At 63.0% G+C, this 21,327-nt stretch carries 23 protein-coding genes; 11 read left to right on the top strand and 12 right to left on the bottom strand.

What is annotated here, in order from left to right:
* Positions 1-136: 136 nt before the first annotated feature.
* From KJQ96_RS17725 to KJQ96_RS17735, 3 genes are all read right to left on the bottom strand, one after another.
* Entirely contained in the window at positions 137-1,750 is a 1,614-nt protein-coding gene (locus KJQ96_RS17725) for a GMC family oxidoreductase (RefSeq protein WP_213287860.1), read from the bottom strand.
* A gap of 107 nt (positions 1,751-1,857) precedes the next feature.
* Positions 1,858-2,631 carry an enoyl-CoA hydratase gene (locus KJQ96_RS17730; RefSeq protein WP_213287861.1) on the bottom strand — a complete coding sequence of 258 codons (774 nt, stop codon included), beginning with the start codon at positions 2,629-2,631 and terminating at the stop codon, positions 1,858-1,860.
* Positions 2,628-3,068 carry a MarR family winged helix-turn-helix transcriptional regulator gene (locus tag KJQ96_RS17735; protein ID WP_213287862.1) on the bottom strand — a complete coding sequence of 147 codons (441 nt, stop codon included), beginning with the start codon at positions 3,066-3,068 and terminating at the stop codon, positions 2,628-2,630. The genes KJQ96_RS17730 and KJQ96_RS17735 overlap by 4 nt, the downstream gene beginning before the upstream one ends.
* Before the next feature lie 177 nt (positions 3,069-3,245).
* On the opposite strand from KJQ96_RS17735, the gene KJQ96_RS17740 reads away from it, so the two are divergent.
* The 8 genes from KJQ96_RS17740 to KJQ96_RS17775 are packed head-to-tail and all read left to right on the top strand — an operon-like array spanning position 3,246 to position 10,002.
* Complete coding sequence (locus KJQ96_RS17740) at positions 3,246-4,010, top strand: GntR family transcriptional regulator (protein ID WP_249734152.1); 765 nt, start codon at positions 3,246-3,248, stop codon at positions 4,008-4,010.
* Positions 4,011-4,062: 52 nt separating this feature from the next.
* The gene (locus KJQ96_RS17745; RefSeq protein WP_213287863.1) at positions 4,063-5,034 is read left to right on the top strand and encodes an ABC transporter substrate-binding protein; all 972 of its coding nucleotides are present in this window, start codon (positions 4,063-4,065) and stop codon (positions 5,032-5,034) included.
* A gap of 10 nt (positions 5,035-5,044) precedes the next feature.
* Positions 5,045-5,800, top strand: coding sequence for an ABC transporter permease (locus KJQ96_RS17750; RefSeq protein WP_213287864.1), 756 nt, complete (start codon positions 5,045-5,047; stop codon positions 5,798-5,800).
* Positions 5,779-6,576 carry an ABC transporter ATP-binding protein gene (locus KJQ96_RS17755; protein WP_249734153.1) on the top strand — a complete coding sequence of 266 codons (798 nt, stop codon included), beginning with the start codon at positions 5,779-5,781 and terminating at the stop codon, positions 6,574-6,576. Before KJQ96_RS17750 ends, KJQ96_RS17755 begins: the two co-directional genes overlap by 22 nt.
* Before the next feature lie 7 nt (positions 6,577-6,583).
* On the top strand, positions 6,584-7,384 hold the full coding sequence (locus tag KJQ96_RS17760) for an ABC transporter permease (protein ID WP_213287866.1): 801 nt from the start codon (positions 6,584-6,586) through the stop codon (positions 7,382-7,384).
* A gap of 12 nt (positions 7,385-7,396) precedes the next feature.
* On the top strand, positions 7,397-8,059 hold the full coding sequence (locus KJQ96_RS17765; protein ID WP_213287867.1) for a polysaccharide deacetylase family protein: 663 nt from the start codon (positions 7,397-7,399) through the stop codon (positions 8,057-8,059).
* Positions 8,056-8,925: a fumarylacetoacetate hydrolase family protein gene (locus tag KJQ96_RS17770; RefSeq protein WP_213287868.1), complete on the top strand. Its 870-nt coding sequence runs from the start codon at positions 8,056-8,058 to the stop codon at positions 8,923-8,925. The genes KJQ96_RS17765 and KJQ96_RS17770 overlap by 4 nt, the downstream gene beginning before the upstream one ends.
* Before the next feature lie 36 nt (positions 8,926-8,961).
* Complete coding sequence (locus KJQ96_RS17775; protein WP_213287869.1) at positions 8,962-10,002, top strand: uroporphyrinogen decarboxylase family protein; 1,041 nt, start codon at positions 8,962-8,964, stop codon at positions 10,000-10,002.
* On the opposite strand, the gene KJQ96_RS17780 is transcribed toward KJQ96_RS17775, so the two are convergent.
* The 8 genes from KJQ96_RS17780 to KJQ96_RS17815 form a co-directional block, all read right to left on the bottom strand.
* Positions 9,995-10,606: a nuclear transport factor 2 family protein gene (locus tag KJQ96_RS17780; protein ID WP_213287870.1), complete on the bottom strand. Its 612-nt coding sequence runs from the start codon at positions 10,604-10,606 to the stop codon at positions 9,995-9,997. The two genes, KJQ96_RS17775 and KJQ96_RS17780, sit on opposite strands and share 8 nt — an antisense overlap.
* Positions 10,607-10,687: 81 nt before the next feature.
* On the bottom strand, positions 10,688-10,957 hold the full coding sequence (locus tag KJQ96_RS17785) for a hypothetical protein (RefSeq protein WP_213287871.1): 270 nt from the start codon (positions 10,955-10,957) through the stop codon (positions 10,688-10,690).
* Positions 10,954-11,889: a DUF2778 domain-containing protein gene (locus KJQ96_RS17790; protein WP_213287872.1), complete on the bottom strand. Its 936-nt coding sequence runs from the start codon at positions 11,887-11,889 to the stop codon at positions 10,954-10,956. The genes KJQ96_RS17785 and KJQ96_RS17790 overlap by 4 nt, the downstream gene beginning before the upstream one ends.
* 253 nt (positions 11,890-12,142) lie before the next feature.
* Positions 12,143-12,568 (bottom strand): DOPA 4,5-dioxygenase family protein, encoded by a 426-nt coding sequence (locus KJQ96_RS17795; RefSeq protein WP_213287873.1) that lies wholly within the window; start codon positions 12,566-12,568, stop codon positions 12,143-12,145.
* 63 nt (positions 12,569-12,631) lie between these two features.
* Positions 12,632-13,186 (bottom strand): carboxymuconolactone decarboxylase family protein, encoded by a 555-nt coding sequence (locus KJQ96_RS17800; RefSeq protein WP_213287874.1) that lies wholly within the window; start codon positions 13,184-13,186, stop codon positions 12,632-12,634.
* Between the two features lie 89 nt (positions 13,187-13,275).
* Positions 13,276-13,809: a VOC family protein gene (locus KJQ96_RS17805; protein ID WP_213287875.1), complete on the bottom strand. Its 534-nt coding sequence runs from the start codon at positions 13,807-13,809 to the stop codon at positions 13,276-13,278.
* A gap of 218 nt (positions 13,810-14,027) precedes the next feature.
* Positions 14,028-15,248: a cytochrome P450 gene (locus KJQ96_RS17810; RefSeq protein WP_213287876.1), complete on the bottom strand. Its 1,221-nt coding sequence runs from the start codon at positions 15,246-15,248 to the stop codon at positions 14,028-14,030.
* Between the two features lie 60 nt (positions 15,249-15,308).
* Complete coding sequence (locus KJQ96_RS17815; RefSeq protein ID WP_028349502.1) at positions 15,309-15,518, bottom strand: ferredoxin; 210 nt, start codon at positions 15,516-15,518, stop codon at positions 15,309-15,311.
* Positions 15,519-15,672: 154 nt separating this feature from the next.
* On the opposite strand from KJQ96_RS17815, the gene KJQ96_RS17820 reads away from it, so the two are divergent.
* From KJQ96_RS17820 to KJQ96_RS17830, 3 genes are all read left to right on the top strand, one after another.
* Positions 15,673-16,311, top strand: coding sequence for a TetR/AcrR family transcriptional regulator (locus tag KJQ96_RS17820; RefSeq protein WP_057844106.1), 639 nt, complete (start codon positions 15,673-15,675; stop codon positions 16,309-16,311).
* Positions 16,308-17,510 carry a Na+/H+ antiporter NhaA gene (nhaA, locus tag KJQ96_RS17825; protein WP_249734154.1) on the top strand — a complete coding sequence of 401 codons (1,203 nt, stop codon included), beginning with the start codon at positions 16,308-16,310 and terminating at the stop codon, positions 17,508-17,510. Before KJQ96_RS17820 ends, nhaA begins: the two co-directional genes overlap by 4 nt.
* Positions 17,511-17,788: 278 nt before the next feature.
* Positions 17,789-18,643, top strand: coding sequence for a hypothetical protein (locus KJQ96_RS17830; RefSeq protein ID WP_309142429.1), 855 nt, complete (start codon positions 17,789-17,791; stop codon positions 18,641-18,643).
* Positions 18,644-18,661: 18 nt separating this feature from the next.
* Here the strand turns inward: KJQ96_RS17830 and KJQ96_RS17835 are convergent, their stop codons facing one another.
* Positions 18,662-21,319 carry a nitrate reductase gene (locus tag KJQ96_RS17835; protein WP_213287877.1) on the bottom strand — a complete coding sequence of 886 codons (2,658 nt, stop codon included), beginning with the start codon at positions 21,317-21,319 and terminating at the stop codon, positions 18,662-18,664.
* Between the last annotated feature and the right edge of the window lie 8 nt (positions 21,320-21,327).

Raw genomic sequence — 21,327 nt, forward strand, 5'->3', positions numbered from 1 at the left:
GCGCGACATCGTCGTCATGCCCGCGAAGGCGGGCATCCAGTAACCGCCAGCGGAGGTAAGAGCCGAGACGTCACGGCGTACTGGATCATCCGCCTTCACGGATGATGACAGCGGTGTTTGCCGCTGACGCCGTTGCCTACCTTGCATCCTCCAGAATCATGTCCGACGCCTTCTCGGCGATCATGATGGTCGGCGCGTTGGTATTGCCCGACATCAGGTCCGGCATGATCGAGGCATCGACCACGCGAAGGCCCTCGATGCCGCGCACGCGCAAGCGCTGGTCGACGACCGCGAGCGCATCGCTGCCCATCCGGCAGGTCGAGGTGGGGTGATAGACCGTGCTGCCGGTGCGGCGGCAGAAATCCAGCAGCTCGTCGTCGCTCTGCACCTTCGAACCCGGATCGACTTCTGAGACCGCGTAAGCCTTCAGCGCGGGGGCTGCGAGGATCTTGCGCAGGATGCGGATGCCGTCGATGAAAGCGCGGCGATCGGTTTCGGTGGCGAGGTAGTTGATACGGATTTCCGGCGGCATCGAAGGGTCCGCGCTTCTGATACGCAGCGAGCCGCGGCTTTCGGGGCGCAACTGGCAGACGGAGGCGGTGAACCCGGAAAGCGCGTGCAGCTTCTCGCCCATCTTGTCGGTCGAGAACGGCAGGAAATGAATCTGGATGTCGGGCGACGCCAGCCGTGGGCTGGTCTTGAAGAAAGCGCCTGACGTGCCGGCCGCGATCGTCAGCGGCCCCTTGCGCAAGGCTGCGTACTGAATGCCCGCCATCATCTTGCGGATCGGATTATTAACGACATCGTTGAGCGTACACCTTTGCGAACAGCGCGTGATCAGGCGGACCTGCATGTGGTCCTGCAGATCGTTGCCGACACCGGGCGCGTCGAGCACGATCTCGATGCCGTGCTGCTTCAACAGATCCGCCGGTCCGACGCCGGAGAGCTGCAGCAGTTGCGGCGAGTTGTATGCGCCGCTGGAGACCAGAATTTCCTTGCGCGCCCGAACCGTGCGCACGCGGCCTTCCTGCTTGTACTCGACCGCCTTGGCGCTGCGTCCTTCGAACAGGATGCGCTGCGCCAGCGCGGAAGTCTCGATGTGCAGGTTAGGCCGCTTCCTGGCGGGACGAAGGTAGGAGAACGCCGTGCTGGCCCGGCGCCCACGCCTTGTCGTGGTCTGGAAAAATCCCGCGCCCTCCTGCGTGGCGCCATTGAAATCGGGGTTGGTTGGAATGCCGATCTCGGACGCAGCGGTCACAAAGGCTTCCGACAACGGATCGTGATGCCGCCAGTCGGACACCGGCAGCGGGCCGCCGGTGCCGTGATATTTGTCCGCGCCGCGCTGCTGGTTCTCGGCCTTCTTGAAATAGGGCAGCACGTCGTCATAGCCCCAGCCGGCATTGCCGCGCTGGCGCCATCGATCGTAATCCTCATGCTGGCCGCGCACATAGAGCAGACCGTTGATGGAACTGGAGCCGCCAAGCACCTTACCGCGCGGCTGGAACACTTGCCTCCCGTTCAAGCCCGGTTCCGGCTCGGTCTGGTACATCCAGTTGACGGATTTTTCCTTGAACAGTTTGCCGTAGCCGAGCGGCACGTGGATCCAGAGATTGGTGTCCTTCGGTCCGGCCTCCAGCAGCAAGACGGAATGCTTGCCGTCGGCCGTCAATCGATTGGCGAGCACGCATCCGGCCGAGCCAGCGCCGACGATGAGGTAATCGAATTCGGAAGTGTCATTGTTCTTGTTCATTTGTTTCCCCCGCGGGCGGCCCAAAGAGGTAGCTGGGCCGCCACGGGCGGTCAATTGCCTCGCCGTCGCAGGCGAGGAAAAACGATCTTCAATGCAGCCGGCGCCGGCTAGCTTGCCAGTTTCAAAAAGTCCGGCGGCCGGCGCTCGGCGAACGCAACGAAAGCCTCACGCGCCTCCATGGTCTTTAAGCGAGCCGCGAACTGCTCGCTCTCGGCCTTGATCTGCGCCATCAGGAGTTCCGGATTGCGCATCAGCCGTTTGGTCGTGCTGACGGCGCCCGCCGGCTGTTTCGCCAACCGGGACGCGAAAGCCTTCGCTTCCGCATCGAGCTTGTCGAGCGGCACCACGCGGTTGGCAAGTCCCCAGGAGAATGCGGATTTGGCATCGACCGCCTCACCGAGCGCGAACATCTCGAAGGCGCGGGCATAGCCGATGCGAAGCGGCATCAGCAGGCTGGAAGCGGCTTCCGGCACCAGCGCCAGATTAACGAACGGGGTCGACAACAGCGCATTTTCGGCCAACACGACCAGATCGCAGTGCAAGAGCATCGTGGTGCCGATACCGACGGCGCGTCCCTGAACGGCTGCGACCAGCGGGCGGCTCGAATGTGCAAGCGCCTGCAGGAAGCGGCCGACATGGCGCTCGCCCTGAAGTGCGCCGGTTGCAATGGCTGCAAACTCGCCGACGTCGTTGCCAGCGGTAAACATGTCGCCCTCGCCGCGGATCAGCAGCACGCGGACGGATGAATCCGTCTCGGCGGCTTCGATCGCGTCCGCAAGCGCGCCGTACATCGCATTCGTCAGCGCGTTCTTCTTGTCGGGCCGAGCCATCGTCAGGCTCAAAATCCCGTCGCTCTTCTCGATCTTGATGTGCTCGGTCATTCGTCTTCTCCTTTGGGAAATCTGCTCTGCATGGTGGTAAGCCAGCGCGCAACGACATCGATCTCGGCGTCGGTAAACCCTTCCGTGAGCCGCGCGTTGACGTCGGCGAGCCCGGCTTTCGACTGCGCCATCGCCGCGCGGCCGGCCGGCGTCAGCCAGAGACGCCATGCACGCCCGTCATCCGGATCGGCGCGCCGCTCGATCAGGTTCGCCGCCGTCATCCGGTCCACCAATCCGCTGATGCCAGGTGGTCCAAGATCGAGCGCCGCTCCGGCCTCGCCCATCAGGGCGCCGTCGCGCTGACCCAGGACGAAGAGCAGGCCGGACTGCGCGGCGGTCACGCCGCCGTGCGGGGATCGCGCCGCCATCCAGCGCTGCAGCCGGCGCTGCGCGACGTTAAGCAGGAACACGAGCCGGTGCTCGCGACGTGGGCTCATATCGATGATATCAATTTATTTCGCACGCGAACTATCTAGGCAAGTGCAAGGAGGTTGTCACGATTATTTTTTGATCCGGCTCATCGAGAGATATTCGGGGGCTCGTCGGTTTGAAACGAACCGGCGAGGAAGAAAAGCAAGCGTCGATAAATATTTAGCTAAAAAATCGATTTTCGATTGACGATTTCACCTACTCTCGCCAAGCTGCCCGCCATGAGCAGTATCGGGTTGAGTTTTGGCGAGCGCCTCGCCGACGAACGGCCGCGAAGCCTGACATCCGCCGTTCAGGAACGGCTGCGCGCGGATATTCTATCGACCCGGCTACTACCTGGCCAGAAGCTGCACATCGCCGGTCTCGCCAAGCAGTTTTCGGTCAGCCTCGCCGCGGTGCGCGAGGCGCTGTCGCGGCTGGTCGCGGACGGGTTGGTGCAGGCGTCCGACCAGCGCGGCTTTCGTGTCAGCCCGGTATCATCAGCCGACCTCAGGGACGTGACGCAGACCCGCGTCGATATCGAAGGTCTGGCGCTGCGCCGTTCGATCGAGCGTGGCGATGCGGCATGGCTTGCCTCGGTGGAGAAGTCTTTTACGGCGCTCTGCGCCGTCCCCCACACCTATCCCGACGATCCGACGCATCACTATGAAGAATGGGTGGTGCGGCACCGCGTCTTCCACCGGACGCTCGTGAACGCCTGCGGCTCGCAATGGTTGCTGGGCTTTCGCGACGTCCTCCACGAGCAGAGCGAACGCTATCGAAGGCTTGCGATCCGGCGCAACACGGAACACACACGCGACGTCGAGGCCGAACACGCGGCAATCGTGCGTGCCGTGCTCAAGCGCGATGCCGATGCCGCGGTCGCGGCGCTCTCGGAGCATTTCATGACGACCATGCACCTTGTCGAGCTCGCTACACCCAAAACCTTCGGAGGTGGCGACACCGCCTGATCGACCGTTTGAAGACCAGATCAAATCAAGAAAAGCAAAGGGAAACGTCACCATGAGAATAACGCGACGCCATTTATTGGGAACGATTGCGGCCGCCACCGTGCTTGGCGCATCAGGCATGGCGCAAGCTACCGATACCGTGCGCATCGGGCTTCCGACGAAAACCTACTGGCCGACGACGATCGCGGAAACCGCAGTGCGCCAAAAACTGTTCGAGAAGGAAGGCATCGCGGCTGAACTCACGATCTATCGCGGCGGCGCCGAGACCTTCGAGGCGATGGCGGCGGGCGCCGCCGACGTCATTCTCGACGCCAGTTCGTTGGTATCGGCCGGGCGCAAGAAGGGCGTGAATTCCAAGGTGCTCGCGAGCGCAGCCACAGGCTATTACGGCTGGCAGTTGATGACGCTTTCGAAATCGACGCTTGGAGTGAAGGACCTGAACGGCAAGAAGGTCGCCATCACCTCCGCGGGCTCCGGCTCCGACCTGCTGGCGTTGTGGACCCAGCAGGACAAGAAGATCGAATTCACCCGTGTTCCCGTCGGCGGCGGCGGCCTGGTGCCGAACCTGCTTGCCGGGAATGTCGACGCGGCCGTCGTCTATTCGCCGCTGAGCTTCCAGATCTCAAAATCGGGCGAAGCACGCACCATCCTTGACTTCTCCAAGGAAGTGCCGCCGAACCTCGCCGCCGGCTGGATCGCGCTTGACAAATACGTGCAGGACAAGCCGCAACTCGTACAGAAGACGCTGAACGCGCTCTATGGCGCGCTGATGTACATGCGCGCCAACAAGGACGCCTCCGTCAAGCTGATCACCGAACTCTATGAAATTCCCGCCGAGATCGCGGCGCTGGAGTATGAGAACACGATCATGAAGCTGGAAACCGACGGCAGCATGGATGGGCCGAAGATTCCGGAACAGCTCCAGCTCGCGCTCGACATGGCCAAGGCGGGCGGCATGAAGGACCTTGGGCCGGCCGCGGAAATTATCTCGACGCAGTTCAAGCCGGTTCCGACCAAGTTCTGAGATACGCGCGATGCAAAGCGGGTTAGCGGTAAAGGCGGCGCGGGTTGCCATTGTGGTGGCGCTGTTTGCGATATGGGAAATCCTGTCGCGGACCGGCATCGTCAATCCGCGCCTGCTTCCCTCCGCCTCTGATACGCTGTCAACGCTTGGCGAGCTCTTGCAGCGCGCGAGTGTGCGCAAGGATCTCACGGTCACCGCAACCGAGGTGGTGACCGCGTTCGCCCTCGCGGTTCCGGTCGGCGCGCTGATCGGCTTCCTGATCGCGGAGAACCGCTATTTTGCCGAGGTGGCAAAGCCGCTGCTGTTCTTCGCCTTCAGCATTCCGAAGTCGATCTTCCTGCCGATGTTCATCCTGGTGTTCGGGGTCGGCTTTTCGCAGAAGGTGGGCTTCGGCTTCTTCTCGACGATCTTCATCGTGATCATATCGACCACGACGGCGGTAGAGTCGGTCAAGGTTGAGCATTTGACGGTCGCCCGCTCCTATGGCGCGACACCTGTTCAGACCGCGTTCCGCGTCTATCTGCCGAGCATGCTCCCCGTCCTGCTGGAAGCGCTGCGGATCTCGATGATCTTCAACCTCACCGGCGTCATTCTCGCCGAAATGTACGCCTCGCGCGACGGCATCGGGCACCAGATTGCGACTTGGGGCGAGAACTTCCAGATGAAGCAATTGCTGGCCGGCGTGGTGATGATCGCCGCCATCGCGATTGCCTTCAATGAACTGGTCAGATGGGTGGAAACACGATGCAGCCATTGGCGAACATAACCCCGCTGAAGCCGGCCGGCGCGATTGAAGTCCGCAATGTCGGGCAGATCTTCAAGACCACGACGCAGGATGTCGTCGCGCTGGAGGACGTCTCGCTCGATGTCAAACCGGGCCGCTTCGTGGTGCTGGTCGGCCCGAGCGGCTGCGGCAAGTCGACGCTTTTGATGATGATAGCGGGTTTGCGCCAGCAGACCTCCGGCACCATCACCATCAGCGGTGCGCCGATCCCCGAGCCCGATCCGAACCGGGTCGGCGTGGTGTTTCAGGAAGCCAGTCTGTTCCCCTGGCTGACGGCGGAAGAAAACGTCGAGTTTCCGCTGGCGCTGCGCGGCGTCACTAAAAACGATCGCCGCGCCAGGGCGCAAGACGCGCTGCAGCTCGTCGGGCTTGACGGCTTCGGCAAGCGCCATCCACACGAGTTGTCGGGCGGCATGAAGCAGCGCGTCTCGATTGCGCGCGGTCTGGTGCAGGATCCGCCGGTACTGCTGATGGACGAGCCGTTCGCGGCGCTCGACGAACAGACCCGCATGACCATGGGCGACGAGCTGCTGCGGATCTGGGCGGCGACCGGCAAGACGGTGGTGTTCGTGACCCACAGCCTGACGGAAGCGGTCTATCTCGCCGACGAGGTGATCGTGATGTCGCCGCGCCCCGGCCGCATCGTCGATCATCTGCAGGTCTCGCTGCCCCGACCGCGCACCTATGAGATGCTGAGCGGCGACGCGTTCGGCAGCCTGCGCGACCGCATCTGGCGGCATATCCGCAAATCGGCGTGAGGTAGGCATGAGCGCGGCAACACTTCGCAGATTGATCGTGATCAGCCTGATTGCGCTATGGGAAATCCTGCCGCGTGCCGGCTTCATTCCGGAACTGTTTCTGCCGTCACTGTCCTCGACGCTCGCGGCCGGATGGAATGAGGCGGGCGAATACGGCCACGCCCTTGCCGTCACGCTCTACGAGGTCGCAATCTCGATGGCGTTCGCCTGCGGCGGCGGCATCCTGCTCGGCGCCATCGTCGGCAGCCTGCCGCGGCCGCGCATCCTGATCATGCCGATGGTTTCGAGCCTCTATGCGGTGCCGCTGGTCATCCTTTATCCCGTCTTCACGGTCTGGCTCGGCATCGGCTCGGAATCCAAGATCGCATTCGCTTCGATCTATGGTTTTCTGCCGACGATGCTGGCGACTGCCGCGGGTATCCAGACCATCGATCCGCAATTGCTGCTGGCCGCCCGCAGCATGGGCGCGACGCTGAGCCAGCGGTTGGTTCGCGTCATCATTCCAGCGGCGATCCCGACCGTGTTGTCGGGGCTGCGCGTCGGCGGCGCGCTTGTGATCGTCGGTGTGGTGGTGTCGGAAATGCTGATTTCGTCGGCGGGCATCGGCTATCTGATCTCGCGCTACCGCACCATTCTCGATAGTCCGCACGTTTTCGCCGGCGTGTTGCTGGTGCTGGCGATGGCGATCGCCTTCAACGCCGCTATCAAATGGATCGAGCGTAAGGCCGCGATCTGGCAGACCGGCACGCGCGCCGGGCAAGACGCCGCCGGCGAAGTCGCGCCCGCTGCCCTGCAGCCTGCGACCTGACGGAGCGTGAGCGTGTTCGACCTAACGCTGACATTCGACAATGGTCCCGAGCCCGGCGTCACGCCGCGCGTGCTCGATACCTTACGCGAGCGCGGCATCAAGACGACGTTCTTCTTGATCGGCGAAAAGCTCGGCGATGGCGAGCGCCGCCGGCTGGCGGCGCGCGCGCATGATGAAGGTCACTGGATCGGCAATCACACCTTTACGCACACCGTGCCGCTCGGGCAGCAACGCGATCCGAACGCGGCACAAAGCGAGATCGGCCGGACGCAAGATGCAATCGGCAACCTCGCGCATGCAGCGCGCTGGTTCAGGCCGTTCGGCGGCGGCGGCAATCTCGATCGGCGGCTGTTGAAGCCCTCCGTGGTCGACTACCTCATCCGCAACAGGCATAGCTGCGTGCTCTGGAACGCGATCCCGCGCGACTGGGACGATCCCGATGGCTGGGTCGACCGAGCCCTCGATCTGTGCCGCTCGCAGCCGTGGAGCCTGATGGTGCTGCACGATCTGCCTGGCGGCGCCATGGATCACCTCGAGCGCTTTCTCGACCGAGCAGAGGAAGCCGGCGCGCGCTTCCACCAGGACTTTCCGCCCGACTGCGTCCCGATCCGGTCGGGCAAGATCGTGCTGCCCATCCAGCCCTACGTTTCCAACATCGAAGAGAGTGTCATATGAGGATCGCGAGTTTCAAGGCAGGTCAAACGGCAACGTACGGCCTGGTCACGAACGCAGGCATTATCGATGCCGGAAAACGGCTTAAGGCCTATCCAACCCTGAAGTCGTTGCTCGCCAACGGGTTGCTTGACGAACTGAAGGCGCTGCAAGGTGAGCGTCCCGATTACGCATTGGCCGAAATCGAGCTGCTGCCGACCGTGCCCAACCCGGACAAGATCTTCTGCATCGGCGTCAACTACGCCACGCACCTTGCCGAAAGCGGCCACCCCACGCCGCCGCATCCGATGATCTTCACCCGTTTCGCCAATAGCCAGGTCGGTGGCGGCCAGCCGATGATCCGGCCGCCGGAATCCGAACGTTTCGATTACGAGGGCGAGATGGCTGTGATCATCGGTAAGGCCGGCCGCCGGATTTCGCGGGAAGAGGCGCTCGCGCATCTTGCGGGCTATGCCTGCTACAATGACGGAAGCATCCGCGACTGGCAGCGTCACACCTCGCAGTTCGCGCCGGGAAAGAATTTTGTCGGCACCGGCGCATTCGGCCCATGGATGGTCACGACGGACGAAATCCCCGATATCAGCAAGCAGACCATTGCGACCCGACTCAACGGCGTCGAAGTGCAGGCCGCGCCGATCTCGGACCTCGTGTTCGATGTCCCTGCCCTGATCGCCTACTGCTCGACCTTCACCGAACTGGTCCCCGGCGACGTCATCGTCACCGGCACCACCGGCGGCGTCGGCGCCTACCGCACGCCGCCGCTGTGGATGAAGGATGGCGACGTGGTCGAGGTCGAGGTATCCGGCATCGGCGTGCTGCGCAATCCCGTAAAGGACGAGGTTGCGGCGGCTGCGACACGCGCGGCTTGATGTGAGAGGAACAACAATAAGAGCAAGGAGATACAAATGAACCTGCCGAAACATCTTCTGCCAACCACCGTCGTCGGCAGCTACCCGCAGCCGGAATGGCTGGTCGATCGCGCGATGTTGTCAAAGGTGGTGCCGCGCACACGCCTGCACGCGATGTGGCGGCTGCCTGCGGAGCACCTGGAAGAAGCGCAGGACGACGCCACCATCGTTGCGATCAGGGACATGGAGCGCGCCGGCATCGACATCGTGACCGACGGCGAAATCCGCCGCGAGAGCTATTCCAATCGCTTCGCCACCGCGCTTGAAGGCATCGATGGCGAAAATCCGGCGATGATCACCTCGCGCAGCGGACACGAAACGCCGGTGCCGCGTGTGGTCGGTCCGGTAAAACGCCGCGGCCCGGTCGAGCTGCGCGACATGGAATTTCTACGGGGGAATACCGACCGCGCGGCCAAAATCACCCTGCCCGGCCCGTTCACGATGAGCCAGCAGGCCAAGAACGAGTACTACAAGGACGATGAAGAGCTGGCGATGGCATTTGCCGAAGCCGTCAGCGCCGAGGCGCTCGATCTGCAAAAGGCCGGCGCTGACGTGATCCAGCTCGACGAGCCCTGGGTGCGCAACAACCCGGACCTCGCCCGCCGCTACGCCGTCAAGGCAATCAACCGCGCCCTGCAAGGCATCACCGTGCCGACCGTGGTGCATCTGTGCTTCGGCTATGCCGCGGTCGTCCCCGGCTCGACCAAGCCGACCGGCTATTCCTTCCTTGCTGAACTCGCCGACACCAGTGCCGAGCAGATTTCGATCGAGGCGGCGCAGCCGAAACTCGATCTCGGCGTGCTCAAGGACCTGTCGTCGAAGAAGATCATGCTTGGCGTGCTCGACCTCGGTAATCCCGAGATCGAATCCGCCGATGTGGTGGCCGGCCGCATCCGCAACGGCCTCAAGCACGTCGCAGCCAACCGGCTCGTGATCGCGCCCGATTGCGGCATGAAGTACATGCCGCGCCACGTCGCGTTTGGAAAATTGAAGGCGATGTGCGACGCGGCAGCGACCGTGCGCAAGGAGATCAGCTAAGCGGCCTGCCCTGCAACCACGCCGCGCCGCGCGCATACAGGGCCTCGACCTCGGGTCCCTTGAGGCCGGGCATGTCGCGCTTGACCGTATAGCCGATGCGGGTCTGCAAATAGGCGAGATGGCGGTAGCCCGGCGGGAATTGCTCGAGGAGAGCCTTGTCCAGCACCGGGGCCGTACCCGGCGTGACGGGGTCCATGCGGTCCTTCTCATAGATCGGCTGGCGCAGCACGATGCCCCAGCGTCCCTCCCGCTTTTCGAGGAAGTCGTAGAATCTCCCGGTGCAGAGCACGTCGCACAGCACGCCCTCGACCTCGGCACGCTGCGAGATCGTCATCTTCGTCTGCGCAATCGCGCGGGCGCCTGCGAGGTCAACCGAGATGCCGCCGAGAAAATGCAGAATGCTGACGCCCTTGGCCCAGGCCTGCTTGCTGATTTCGATGAACTGGTCGCCGGTGCCCTGCGTCCAGGTCGCCATCATGCGGCCGTCCGGATGCCAGACCGTGCGGAAACGCTCCCAGTCTCCGGCATCGCGCCAGATTGCCCAGTTCTGCACCAATTCCCGGATCAGACAATCGTCTTCAATTTCGGCGTGACTTAAGGGCATGGGGGCACTTTCCCTGGGGACATATTTTCTCGAGCGTCCATGAGCCATAACCGTGGGGCTTCCACTGACAGGCTGGCGCCTTCACAACAGCTTCGCGCGGACGAACAGCGCACGCAAGGCGTTGGTCGCCTGTACGGTCAGCATCGCGTTATCAGCGGCGCCCTCCAGTGCTTGCACGGCATCGGCGTGCAGCGCGCGAAATTCGATCCATTCGATCGATGAGAGATTGGTGATGAAGCGATAGGCCTCCCCTACGGTGGCGATCGACACCGTCCTGCCGTTCAGGCTGATCTTGAAGACCGCCCGCAGCGGGGTGTCGGAATCGGCGGCATCGCCCGCAACTGCGGTCATGACGGAGATGGCGAACGCCGCGACGCGGTGAGACCTTCGCGCAGACTCGGCACGACGACGAGCCGTTTGACCTCGCCGTTCCGGTAGGCCTGCAGGAACCTGTCGTAGTCCTTGATCGAGACGCAGCCGTTGGAATCACCGTTCGGCCCGAGCAGGTAGCTGTGCACGAGCAGGCCCGTTCGCCCGTGCATTTCGTTTTCGCCGATCGGGGTCATGCGCAGCGCCGCGACACCGTGAAACAGTTTCTCGCGCGGCTTCAAATCGTAGATGTTGGGCGGCGTCGCGCCGACCATGCGCTGGTCGACATGTGCCGGATTGTCCATCAGGCTGCCCAGCCCTGAGTGTGCCTCGAGCTTGGTGCCGCTCGGCAGGTAAACGGCGCGGGCCGAAATGTCGTAGACGGCGGTCTGACTGTCATAGCCTAGCGCCGCCAGATCCTTGCGCTCGCTGAGCAGCCCATCCCCCGGCGTCAACGAGGCCAGCGAGAAGCGCATCGGCACCAGATCGGCAAGCTTCTCGAACATGGTGCGGTTGTCGGACGAGACCGGCGGCGGATCGCTTCTCGGCGACTGAAGGTTGGCCAGGACCGGCCGGGATCTCGGGAGCGGGATGGCCGCTTCGACTGTCGGGGCCGGCGGCGCAGGCTGCACGTTCTCCTCACGCGATTGCTCCTCGCGCGATTGTCCGCCCAACAGGATTTCGATGTACGCGAACTCCGCATCGAAGTCCGCGCGCTGCGGGCGGGGGACGGCGCGCCAGGGATAGTTGATGGCCAGCGAACGTCGCACCGAGGCGTGGCCGAAGCGCTCGTCGAACGAGGATGTGCTGCCGACGTTCGCGGATGCGGGCTTGACCAAGCCGACCACATCGAAATCGGTCACCCAGGCAGCCAACCCCAATGCCATGGCGAGCGCCGCCGTCCCGAATGCCATCTCACGGAGCAATCGGGTACCGCGACTTGACGCAAGCCCGGCTGCGCTGGTCTTGGCTCTATCCATTCGTCCCCGGATCGGCGCTTCGGAATAGAGTGATTCCTAAGGGATTCACCGAATAAGTCCCACCATAATGCAGATCAAAGTAAGGCATAATCGAGACAGGCGCTTTCGGCCATCATGACCAGCCGAATTCACAGGTTCAAGCCTCGTATTGGTAAACGGGCCGGGGTTTTCGCCAGCAGAGCCGCGCTCAAGGCCGGAGAATTGGATTGGTATTCGGTGCCGGCGCCTCTTCCATCTCGGCGTGCTCCGGCAGCTTATCGCCATGTACGGCCAGCGCCGGCCCGATCCAGATCGGGTCGGCCAGATGATCCCGGCGCGGATTGGTCGTATTCGGATGGACCAGAACGCTCAGATTCCCATGGTTGAGCATCAGCCAAGGCACCAGTTCGGGGAATATCTCGCGGGCAAAGGCGACCTGGTACATGGCCTGATCGTGCGGGCCGACCTTGACGTCGTGCCACCGTCCGAGCGTGACCGAAAAGCGCTCGCCGATCCACGCGCGCAGTTGTTCGGCCTCGGCCCGCGTGGTCGCCGGATCGTAGTAGATGTGGGCGTGATAGCTGGCGATTTCGCCTAGTGGTCGCGGACCGCTCGAACCGGGCTCACTCGTCATCCCTGTGCTCCACACCATCGTTGGACCGGCCGATGATCGCTGCAACCGGGGGCGTGGTCAATGTCAGCCCGTTGGCTTCTGGCCGCCCTCGAAGACGGTCATCCCAGCAGCGGGGTCGAGGTCAACCTCGGTCGCTTCCGTCAAGCGGGCCATCGTCATGTAGAAACCGATCGCAAGGATCGATTCGACGATCTCCTGCTCGCTGAAATGCCTGCGCATGGCGGCAAAGACCGGTTCAGCGACGCGCACGTTCTCGATCACTTCCCGGCCGAACGCCAGCAGCGCCTGTTCGGCGGCATTGAAGGCGGCGTCCTCGTATTTGCCCTGTTCGATGCAGTCGATCTGCCGCTGGGTAACGCCGACGCCGAGCGCGACATGCTGCCGCCACTCATATTCGCCGTGCTCCCATTGCGCGACCTGAAGAATCAGCAATTCGCGATTGACGTGGCTGAGCTTCTGGCGGTGCAGGATCGAATTGGCGAATCGCATCGCCGGAATGAAATTGGCCTCGGCATGCGCCATCATCCGAAAGATATTCAGTACGACCGGCATTCGATCGAAGGACGCACGCACGTCACCGCTGGTTGTCGCCGGATCGATCAGGGGAAGTCTGGCCATTCGCCTCTCCTTGCGCTTGCCGTTCTTGTGGCCGTCGTGGTCCGCGCTGTGGTCGTAACTTAATTCACGGTTGCCGGATCGCGCATCGCTCAGCGGCCGCCGACTTCGCGGATCGGATCGGAGCCGTCCCAATCGGCGGCAACGCGGCGGATGTGCTCGAAGAAACTTCCCTTGCTTCCGCTGATGTCTGAAATCTCCACCACGGTGCCGGGATGGGCTTGGGTATCGAAATAGGCGAAGCGCCCTTTTTCGCCGCCGATCTGGCCCTCGTGTCCGACTTTATAGCCCAGCGACAGCGCGCGGTCGTAGAGGGCCTGATATTCGCGGGTCCAGTACAACATATGCTGCAAGCCCTCGCGGCCGGAGTCGAGAAACTCCTTGTACATTGAGGGCGCGTCATTGCGCTGCTGGATCAGCTCGATCTGAAGATCGCCGGAATTGGCGAGCGCTACGCTCATCTCCATGGCGGAGTCCTGGCCGCGGTGGCGGAAGTAATCGGTCTTGACCCTGTCGATGTAGTACCAGGGCCCGACGCCCATCACATTGACCCAATGATCCATGGCGGCTCGGATATCGCGGACGACATATCCGTTCTGGCAGACTGCACCAAAGATACGGCTCATCACGACCTCCCGTCTGCTGCCGGCGGTGTATCTCTTCGCCTCTTATGTGTCTTGATCCGCCGTTCAGGGGACCGCATGTCCCGGACGCGGTGCAGCGCCTGCTCGGCGCTGCGCTGCAGAGCCGGGACCCATCTCAATGCGCAGGAACGGGTCCCGGCTCAGCAGCGCAGCACTTCGTGCCGCGCTGCGTCCGGGACGCGATGCCCGTCCTCGAGCACTCAGTTCGTCTTCCCGAACAGCAGGGGCAACTGACGCGGGCCGCGAACGGTGCCTTCCGACCATGTGACCTTGCCGGCCGGATCGAGCCTGAAATCAGGAATCCGCTTCAGCCATTCCTCGATCGCAACTGTCATTTCCATGCGGGCGAGGTTGGAGCCGACGCAGCGGTGAATACCAAGGCCGAACGCGGCGTGGCGATTCTCCTTGCGATCGATGACCACCTTGTCGGCATCGGGGAACATGGCGGGATCGCGGTTGGCGGCCGGGAACGACAGCAGCACCATGTTGCCGGGCTTGATCGGGCAGCCGCTGACCGTCGTCTCCTTCATCACCTCACGAGCCATCGTCACCGGCGAGTAGGCGCGCAGCAATTCCTCAACTGCGAGCGGCATCAGCTCCGGCTCCTTGACGAGGCGCTCGCGGTCCGCGGGCGTTTTCGCCAGATGCCACAGCGAGGAGCCGATCGCGCTCCAGGTGGTGTCGATGCCGGCGATCAACAGCAGCCGCAGCGAACCCAGCACATGTTCGTCCGTGAGCGGGTTTCCGTCCTTGTCCTTTGCCTTCATTAATGTCGAGATCAGATCGTCGGTCGGATTCTTCTTGCGCTGTTCGAGGTGGCCGGCGAAATAGCCGGTCATATCCTTCACCGCCTCCATCAGCGCGTTGTCGTCCTTGATGCCGAGTTCGAGGATGCCGTGAATCCATTTGATGAAGAGGTCGCCGTCCTTCTCGGGAATCCCGAGCATGTGCGCGATGGCGCGCACCGGAATGTGCTTGGTGTAGCGGGCGGCGGCGTCGCATTTGCCGTCGGCAATGAACTCGTCGATCAGCTCGTTGCAGATCGCGCGGACCCGCGGCTCCAGCTTCTTCATCGCGTCCGGGGTGAAGGGCGGCAGCAGAATTTGCTTGGCCGGCTTGTGCTCAGGCGGGTCAGAGGTGATCGGCGGTGCGCGGGCCGTGATCTCCGGGCGCACGTCGCGCACGATCACGCGTCGGGAAGAAAAGTGCTCGGTGTCATAGGCGATTTCCTTCACCGCCTGGTACGTGGTCGGCATGTAGCAGCCGAGAAAGCGCTCGGTGTGAACGACCGGCGAAGCGGCGCGCAGCTTTTCCCAAATCGGAAATGGATCTTCCGTCCACACCGGGTCGGTATGGTCGAAATCGTTGATCCAGTCGGTGACTGGCGGATGCTCGGGCATGATGCTGGCGGAATCGGACATCGGAGCAATTCCTCTGCTTGGTTCGTTCAGATCGTGATGGATGAAAGATCCGCGACCGGATTATTCTTCGGTCACCTCGATGGCAATTTCCGGACAGTTACTCTGGGCGAGCCAGGCCTTGTCTTCCAGGCCCGCAGGCACAGAACCGTCGCCTGTTTCGTGCGCGTTGCCGAATTCGTCGAGGTCGAACAGTTCGGGGGCCAGTGACTTACAGCGCGCGTGTCCCTGGCATTTGTCCTGGTCGACGCGGACCTTCAGCTTTGCAGCCATCGCAACGTTCCCCTCTTTTGTGGCGCGCATTGTCTCGCGCTGCCTTTCCGTCGGCGCAGCGGCACAGATCGGCCGCAGCACCGCGAAGTTATATCATATTACATTCGCGTTGCCGTTGTGCTGTCAAGGCAAAAGTTATAGATCATGGAACTGAATGTCGCCTCGACCCGCACGTAAAGCGCTGAATGCCTACCACCATGGGGATCTTCGTGATGCCCTGGTTCAGGCCGCGTTGCACGAAGTGGAACTGGGCGGTCCCGAAGCGATCAGCATCAGCGCACTGGCCAAGAAACTCGGCGTCTCGCAGCCGGCGCCCTACAAGCATTTTGCCGATCGCGAGACGCTGCTGACGGCTGTGACGGCCGAAGCGTTCCGCCAGTTCAGCGCCATGATGCGTGCGGCGCTTGAAAAGCCGTCGAAGCAGTCGAAGCTGTCGCGCTTCGCGCAGCTCACGCTTGATTTCGGCCTGCGCCGCAACGGCATCTATCGCCTGATGTTCGCGTCTCGAACCATGGCATGCGCGCCGAAAGGCAGCGAGCTGCATAGTGCAGCAATGGAGACCTTCGAGCTCCTGGTAGAGGCGCTGGAGGCGCCCGCTGTAGAACTGTTGCGCGAGCGGAGCGCTCTGAAGATCTGGGCTTCGCTGCACGGCGTGGTGATGCTCGCCGAACAGGGACTGCTCACCGGCCAGGCTGCCCATGTCAGCCGAGAAGAACTGGTCGAGGACATCGTGGCGGAAACCAAGCTCGCGCTGTCAGTTGCCATCGAGAAGGCCGGCAAGGCTGGTTCATGACGGCCAAGACCCCGATGGCCAAGGCTCCGACGGCCGCGCCTCACATATCCGACAATACCGACCTTTATGGCGGTATCGCGCTTGGCATCGCCGCAGCTGCAGCGCTCATCGTCGCTAACTCGCCGCTCGGGCCGCAGTATCAGGCGCTGTTGCATACCACCGGCGAGGTGCGGATCGGATCGATCGGATTGACCAAGACGCTCGAACACTGGATCAACGACGGCTTGATGGCGGTGTTCTTTCTGCTGGTCGGCCTCGAGATCAAACGCGAGGCGATCGAGGGTGCGCTGGCGAGCCCGAAGAAAGCAGCATTGCCCGTGATCGCCGCGTTCGGCGGATTTGTCACGCCGGCCGCCATTTTTGCCGCGATCAACTGGGGCGATGCCGAGGCGTTGCGCGGCTGGGCCATACCGGCAGCCACCGACATTGCCTTTGCGCTCGGCGTCTGCGCCATGCTGGGACGCAAGGTACCGGCTGCGCTGAAAACCTTTCTATTGGCGCTCGCAATCATCGACGATCTGATGGCGATCATCGTTATCGCGATCTTCTATGCTGCCGACCTTTCGGTTCTGGCGCTGGGGCTCGGCGCGCTCGGCATCGCTGCGCTCGTGGTCCTCAACCTGCTCGATGTGCGAAGGCCCGCATTCTATCTGATCGCCGGCCTTTTCACCTGGGTCTGCGTGCTCAAATCTGGCGTGCATGCGACACTTGCCGGTGTCGCTGTCGGCTTCGCGATGCCGCTCACTCGGCATGATGGCCACAGCCTGCTCGAGGACACCGAACATGCACTCAAGCCGTGGGTCAGTTTCGCCATCGTGCCGCTCTTTGCCTTCGCCAATGCAGGCGTATCGTTTCATGGGCTGACCTTGGAAAAGCTGACAGGGCCGATACCACTTGGGATCATTGCAGGGCTGTTCATCGGCAAGCAGATCGGCGTCTTCGGCGCCTCGCTGCTCGCCGTCAGGCTGGGCCTCGCTGCCATGCCGGACGGAGCCACGACGACGAAGTTCTATGCCACGGCCATCCTGACCGGCATCGGTTTCACCATGAGCCTCTTCATCGGAACGCTGGCGTTCGACGACGAAACCGTCCTCGCGCAGGTCCGGCTCGGCGTTCTCCTGGCGTCTGTGCTGTCCGGCATCATAGCGGCCGTAATGTTCTCCATCATCGGGAAGTCCAACGGAATTTCTTCGAAATGACGGAAAGATTCGACGAGCTCGTCACCGGCGCATGACGTCCTTGCCCTGCCCGGGCGCCAGAATCCCTTGACCTCGGTTTTTCCACGCGGCGCAAACGCGCCACACCTGCCGCAAGATCGAGGGCCCGCGCGGCGACCGCTGCTTGTATTCGCCGCGGCCAAATGGTCATGTGGGCGAGTCAAAGGCGGCGTCGATTGAGCACGAATATTACCAGATCTACTGCACCTCGGCGGCTGAGGTTCGCGCCAGCGCGATCTGTCAGAAGCGCGGCTTTCGGCGTGCTGGTGTCGTTCTGCCTTTCGGGTCTGGCCCTCGGAAAAGACAAAGACGACGATGAAGAAGATGCGGCAACAACCAAGCCCGCCCTGCCGAACTTCTACCTCGATATGAGAACCATCTACTCGACGTTGCCCGCCGGCTCGCTCTCGATCGGGTTTAGCGCACCTCCGTTGCTGTCGAGGCTGGCGAACCTTTCCTCGCTCCGAACCCTTACCTCGCCGTCCAGCCAAAGCGTCTCGGTCGACCTGCCCTTGACCGTCGATGTCAACGATCGGCTCTCGGTGTATGGCGGGGTCAGCGGAGCCACCTCGCAGGCGGGTACCGATCCCTGGACGACGTTCTCGATCTACGCTTTTACCGTCGGATTTCAGGCCGACATCTATCAGCAGAACGGCGGAATGTTCCCGACCATCACCATCCAAGCCAACGCGACGCGATCGATTTCGGACGCGCCGCTGGCCACGACTGCCTACAACACCATCCTCGAGGCGGACTACGCGCTGAACGCGGATGAGACGCGCGGGCTGCTCGCTGGCGCGCAATACGCCAGAGTGTTCGTCGATACCCCGCTCGCCCGCGTCAGCCCCGATATCATGGGCTATGTCGGCGGCTATTATCAATGGGACAACAATTGGAAGCTAACGGGCCGCTTCGGCATGCAATCCTTCGGCGGCGCGCAGCTTCTGAATCTGACGCCGTTTCCCGCATTCACGCAGCCGATCGTGCGGTTCGACCTCGACCGCATGGATGACGACGATAATCGGCTGTTCGGCATCACCGCGCAGATCGCCTGGACGCCGAAGCCATCGTATCAGCTAACGCTGCGAACGCCGCTCTATGCGATCAAGAACTAGCGGCGAGTGCGGCCGGTTTCATGCCGGATGCGGGTCGCGCACGGCCGCGCCGCGCAATAGCTTCCCGATCTCCGGCTTGCAGGCGCCGCAATTTGTGCCGGCCTTCAGGCGGCGGCCAACGTCATCGACGCTAGCCGCTCCATTTTGGATTTCGGCCGAGATTTGGTGCTGCCCGACGCCGAAGCACGAGCAGACGATGGGCCCGACGTCCTGAGCGGCATCGAGCGGCTGCCCTGTCAACAGCGACATCCGCGCACTCGGTGACAATTCCTGTTCCGCGAATAGGCCAGAGAGCCACGACCGCGAAACCAACCTGTGATCGGGCGCAATGAACACGCAGCCTTCCAGCCGGCCGTCACGAACGGCCGCGTAGCGGAAGCGGCCAACCTTCGGATCGCGATAGGCGATCCACTCGATGTCGTGCCCGACTCGGAGTTGCGCCCGTGCCCAATCGCGCCAGCTCGGCGGCCGCTCGTCGCCGGCGAGTTCCATCCGCCAACACGTCCCCGAAAGCCCGCCGACCCAGTAACCCGCGGCGGGACGCTCGATCTCCCTGCGGCTGAGGATGAAGGCATGCCATTTCGGCAAGTAAGCGGCTGTCTTGACCGGCGTGTGCTTGGACTCTGGCTGTCCGGAGATCGGATCGGTCGCCGGATTGACCAGCGCGTTGACCCGGCCCTCGCCGGCATACTCGCCATTCCAGTGCATCGGCACGAACACGCAGCCGCGCCGCTGCTCAGCGGTGACGACGACGCGCGCCACCATCTCGCCCCACGGGCTGGTCAGCCGCGCAAGCCCGCCATTCTCCACGCCGGCCATGCGCGCGTCATCGGGATGGAATTCGGCATGCGGCTCGAAAACATGCGCCAGCAGCCGGGGCGATTTCCCGGTCCGCGTCATGGTGTGCCATTGATCGCGGACCCGCCCGGTATTGAGCACCAGCGGATAGTCGCGGCTGGTTGCGTTGACGGCAGCACGCGGCGTCACCGGCACGAAACGGGCTTTGCGGTCGGCAGTGAAGAATTCGCGCGTTTCGAACATCCGTGGCGTGCCGGTCGGATACTCGCGCGTCACAGGCCATTGGATCGGAGTAAGCGCATCGTAAGCGCGGTCGTCGAGCGTGTTCAGGGCCGACAGGTCGAAATCGCGCGTCCCGTTATTCTCGAAACTCGAAAGCCCGGCATGCTCGCGGAAGATCGCCGCAGCGCTCGGATAGTCGAACCCCGAAAAGCCCATGCGCCGGGCGACGTCGCAGACGGTCTGCCAATCGGCCCTTGCGGCGCCGGGCGCCGGCAGGAACGATCGCTGCCGGGAAATGCGGCGTTCGGAGTTGGTGACGGTGCCGTCCTTTTCGCCCCAGGTGAGCGCCGGCAGCAACACGTGTGCATGACGCGTGGTGTCGGTATGCCGCATGCAATCGGACACGACGACGAGCTCGCATCCCTCTAGTGCGCCGCGCACGCGATCGGCATCCGGCAGGCTGACCAGCGGATTGGTGGACATGATCCAGACCGCCTTGATGCGCCGATCGGCAATCGCGTCGAACATGTCAATGGCCTTGAGGCCCTGCTTGTCCGCGATCACAGGCGATTGCCAGAAGCGTTGAACGATGTCGCGATGCTGCGGGTTCTCGATCTCCATATGGGCGGCGAGCTGGTTGGCCAGCCCGCCGACTTCCCGGCCGCCCATGGCGTTGGGTTGCCCGGTCAGCGAGAATGGCCCCATACCCGGCCGCCCGATGCGGCCGGTCAACAAATGACAGTTGATGATCGAATTGACCTTGTCGACGCCGCTGCTCGACTGGTTGATACCTTGCGAATAGAGCGTGACGACCCGCTCGGTTCTGGCAAACCAGTCGAAGAACAACGCCACTGCGCCCTCGCCCAGCCCACAGATGTCGGCCGTCTGTGCGACCGTCTGGCCGGCGACCTGCCGCAGCGCGGCTTCGGCTCCGGTGGTGAAGCCATCCACGAACGCGCGATCGATGGCGTTGCGCGATGCAAGATGCGCAAGCAACCCGTTGAACAGCACGGAGTCGCTGCCCGAGCGAAGCGGCAGGTGCAGATCGGCGCCGTCACATGTTGCGGTCCGCCGCGGGTCGATCACGACGATGCGGCACGCGGGGTTGCTGGCCTTGGCCGCCACCATGCGCTGGTAGAGGATCGGATGGCACCAGGCGGCATTGGAGCCGACGAACACCAGGAGATCGGCGGTCTCGAGATCCTCATAACAACCCGGAACGGTGTCGCTGCCGAACGCACGCTTGTGGCCTGCCACGCTCGAGGCCATGCACAGCCGCGAGTTGGTGTCGATGTTCGCAGTGCCGATGAAGCCCTTGGCGAGCTTGTTGATGACGTAATAGTCCTCGGTGAGAATCTGGCCGGAGACATAGAACGCGATCGAATCCGGTCCATGCTCGCGGATGATTCTGCCAAATCCTTCCGCGACATGATCGAGCGCCGTATCCCAGTTCGTTTCCTGCCCGTTGACCACAGGCGCGAGCAGCCGCCCCTCGAGGCCGATGGTCTCGGCGAGCGCCGAGCCTTTCGCGCACAGCCGCCCGAAATTGGCGGGATGAAGCGGATCGCCCCGGACGGTCACGGCGCCGGCGGGACCCCTGTCAGCGACAACGCCGCAGCCGACCCCGCAATACGGACAGGTTGTCTTCACTGGCACGGGGCGAT

The sequence above is a fragment of the Bradyrhizobium sp. sGM-13 genome, assembly GCF_018398875.1.
Taxonomy (GTDB): Bacteria; Pseudomonadota; Alphaproteobacteria; order Rhizobiales; family Xanthobacteraceae; genus Bradyrhizobium.

Coding starts and splice junctions, on each gene's coding strand:
- KJQ96_RS17725 (WP_213287860.1), bottom strand. CDS start 1,750: ATGAACAAGAACAATGACACTTCCGAATTCGATTACCTCATCGTCGGC.
- KJQ96_RS17730 (WP_213287861.1), bottom strand. CDS start 2,631: ATGACCGAGCACATCAAGATCGAGAAGAGCGACGGGATTTTGAGCCTG.
- KJQ96_RS17735 (WP_213287862.1), bottom strand. CDS start 3,068: ATGAGCCCACGTCGCGAGCACCGGCTCGTGTTCCTGCTTAACGTCGCG.
- KJQ96_RS17745 (WP_213287863.1), top strand. CDS start 4,063: ATGAGAATAACGCGACGCCATTTATTGGGAACGATTGCGGCCGCCACC.
- KJQ96_RS17750 (WP_213287864.1), top strand. CDS start 5,045: ATGCAAAGCGGGTTAGCGGTAAAGGCGGCGCGGGTTGCCATTGTGGTG.
- KJQ96_RS17755 (WP_249734153.1), top strand. CDS start 5,779: ATGCAGCCATTGGCGAACATAACCCCGCTGAAGCCGGCCGGCGCGATT.
- KJQ96_RS17760 (WP_213287866.1), top strand. CDS start 6,584: ATGAGCGCGGCAACACTTCGCAGATTGATCGTGATCAGCCTGATTGCG.
- KJQ96_RS17770 (WP_213287868.1), top strand. CDS start 8,056: ATGAGGATCGCGAGTTTCAAGGCAGGTCAAACGGCAACGTACGGCCTG.
- KJQ96_RS17775 (WP_213287869.1), top strand. CDS start 8,962: ATGAACCTGCCGAAACATCTTCTGCCAACCACCGTCGTCGGCAGCTAC.
- KJQ96_RS17780 (WP_213287870.1), bottom strand. CDS start 10,606: ATGCCCTTAAGTCACGCCGAAATTGAAGACGATTGTCTGATCCGGGAA.
- KJQ96_RS17785 (WP_213287871.1), bottom strand. CDS start 10,957: ATGACCGCAGTTGCGGGCGATGCCGCCGATTCCGACACCCCGCTGCGG.
- KJQ96_RS17790 (WP_213287872.1), bottom strand. CDS start 11,889: ATGGCATTCGGGACGGCGGCGCTCGCCATGGCATTGGGGTTGGCTGCC.
- KJQ96_RS17795 (WP_213287873.1), bottom strand. CDS start 12,568: ATGACGAGTGAGCCCGGTTCGAGCGGTCCGCGACCACTAGGCGAAATC.
- KJQ96_RS17800 (WP_213287874.1), bottom strand. CDS start 13,186: ATGGCCAGACTTCCCCTGATCGATCCGGCGACAACCAGCGGTGACGTG.
- KJQ96_RS17805 (WP_213287875.1), bottom strand. CDS start 13,809: ATGAGCCGTATCTTTGGTGCAGTCTGCCAGAACGGATATGTCGTCCGC.
- KJQ96_RS17810 (WP_213287876.1), bottom strand. CDS start 15,248: ATGTCCGATTCCGCCAGCATCATGCCCGAGCATCCGCCAGTCACCGAC.
- KJQ96_RS17815 (WP_028349502.1), bottom strand. CDS start 15,518: ATGGCTGCAAAGCTGAAGGTCCGCGTCGACCAGGACAAATGCCAGGGA.
- KJQ96_RS17820 (WP_057844106.1), top strand. CDS start 15,673: ATGTCGCCTCGACCCGCACGTAAAGCGCTGAATGCCTACCACCATGGG.
- nhaA (WP_249734154.1), top strand. CDS start 16,308: ATGACGGCCAAGACCCCGATGGCCAAGGCTCCGACGGCCGCGCCTCAC.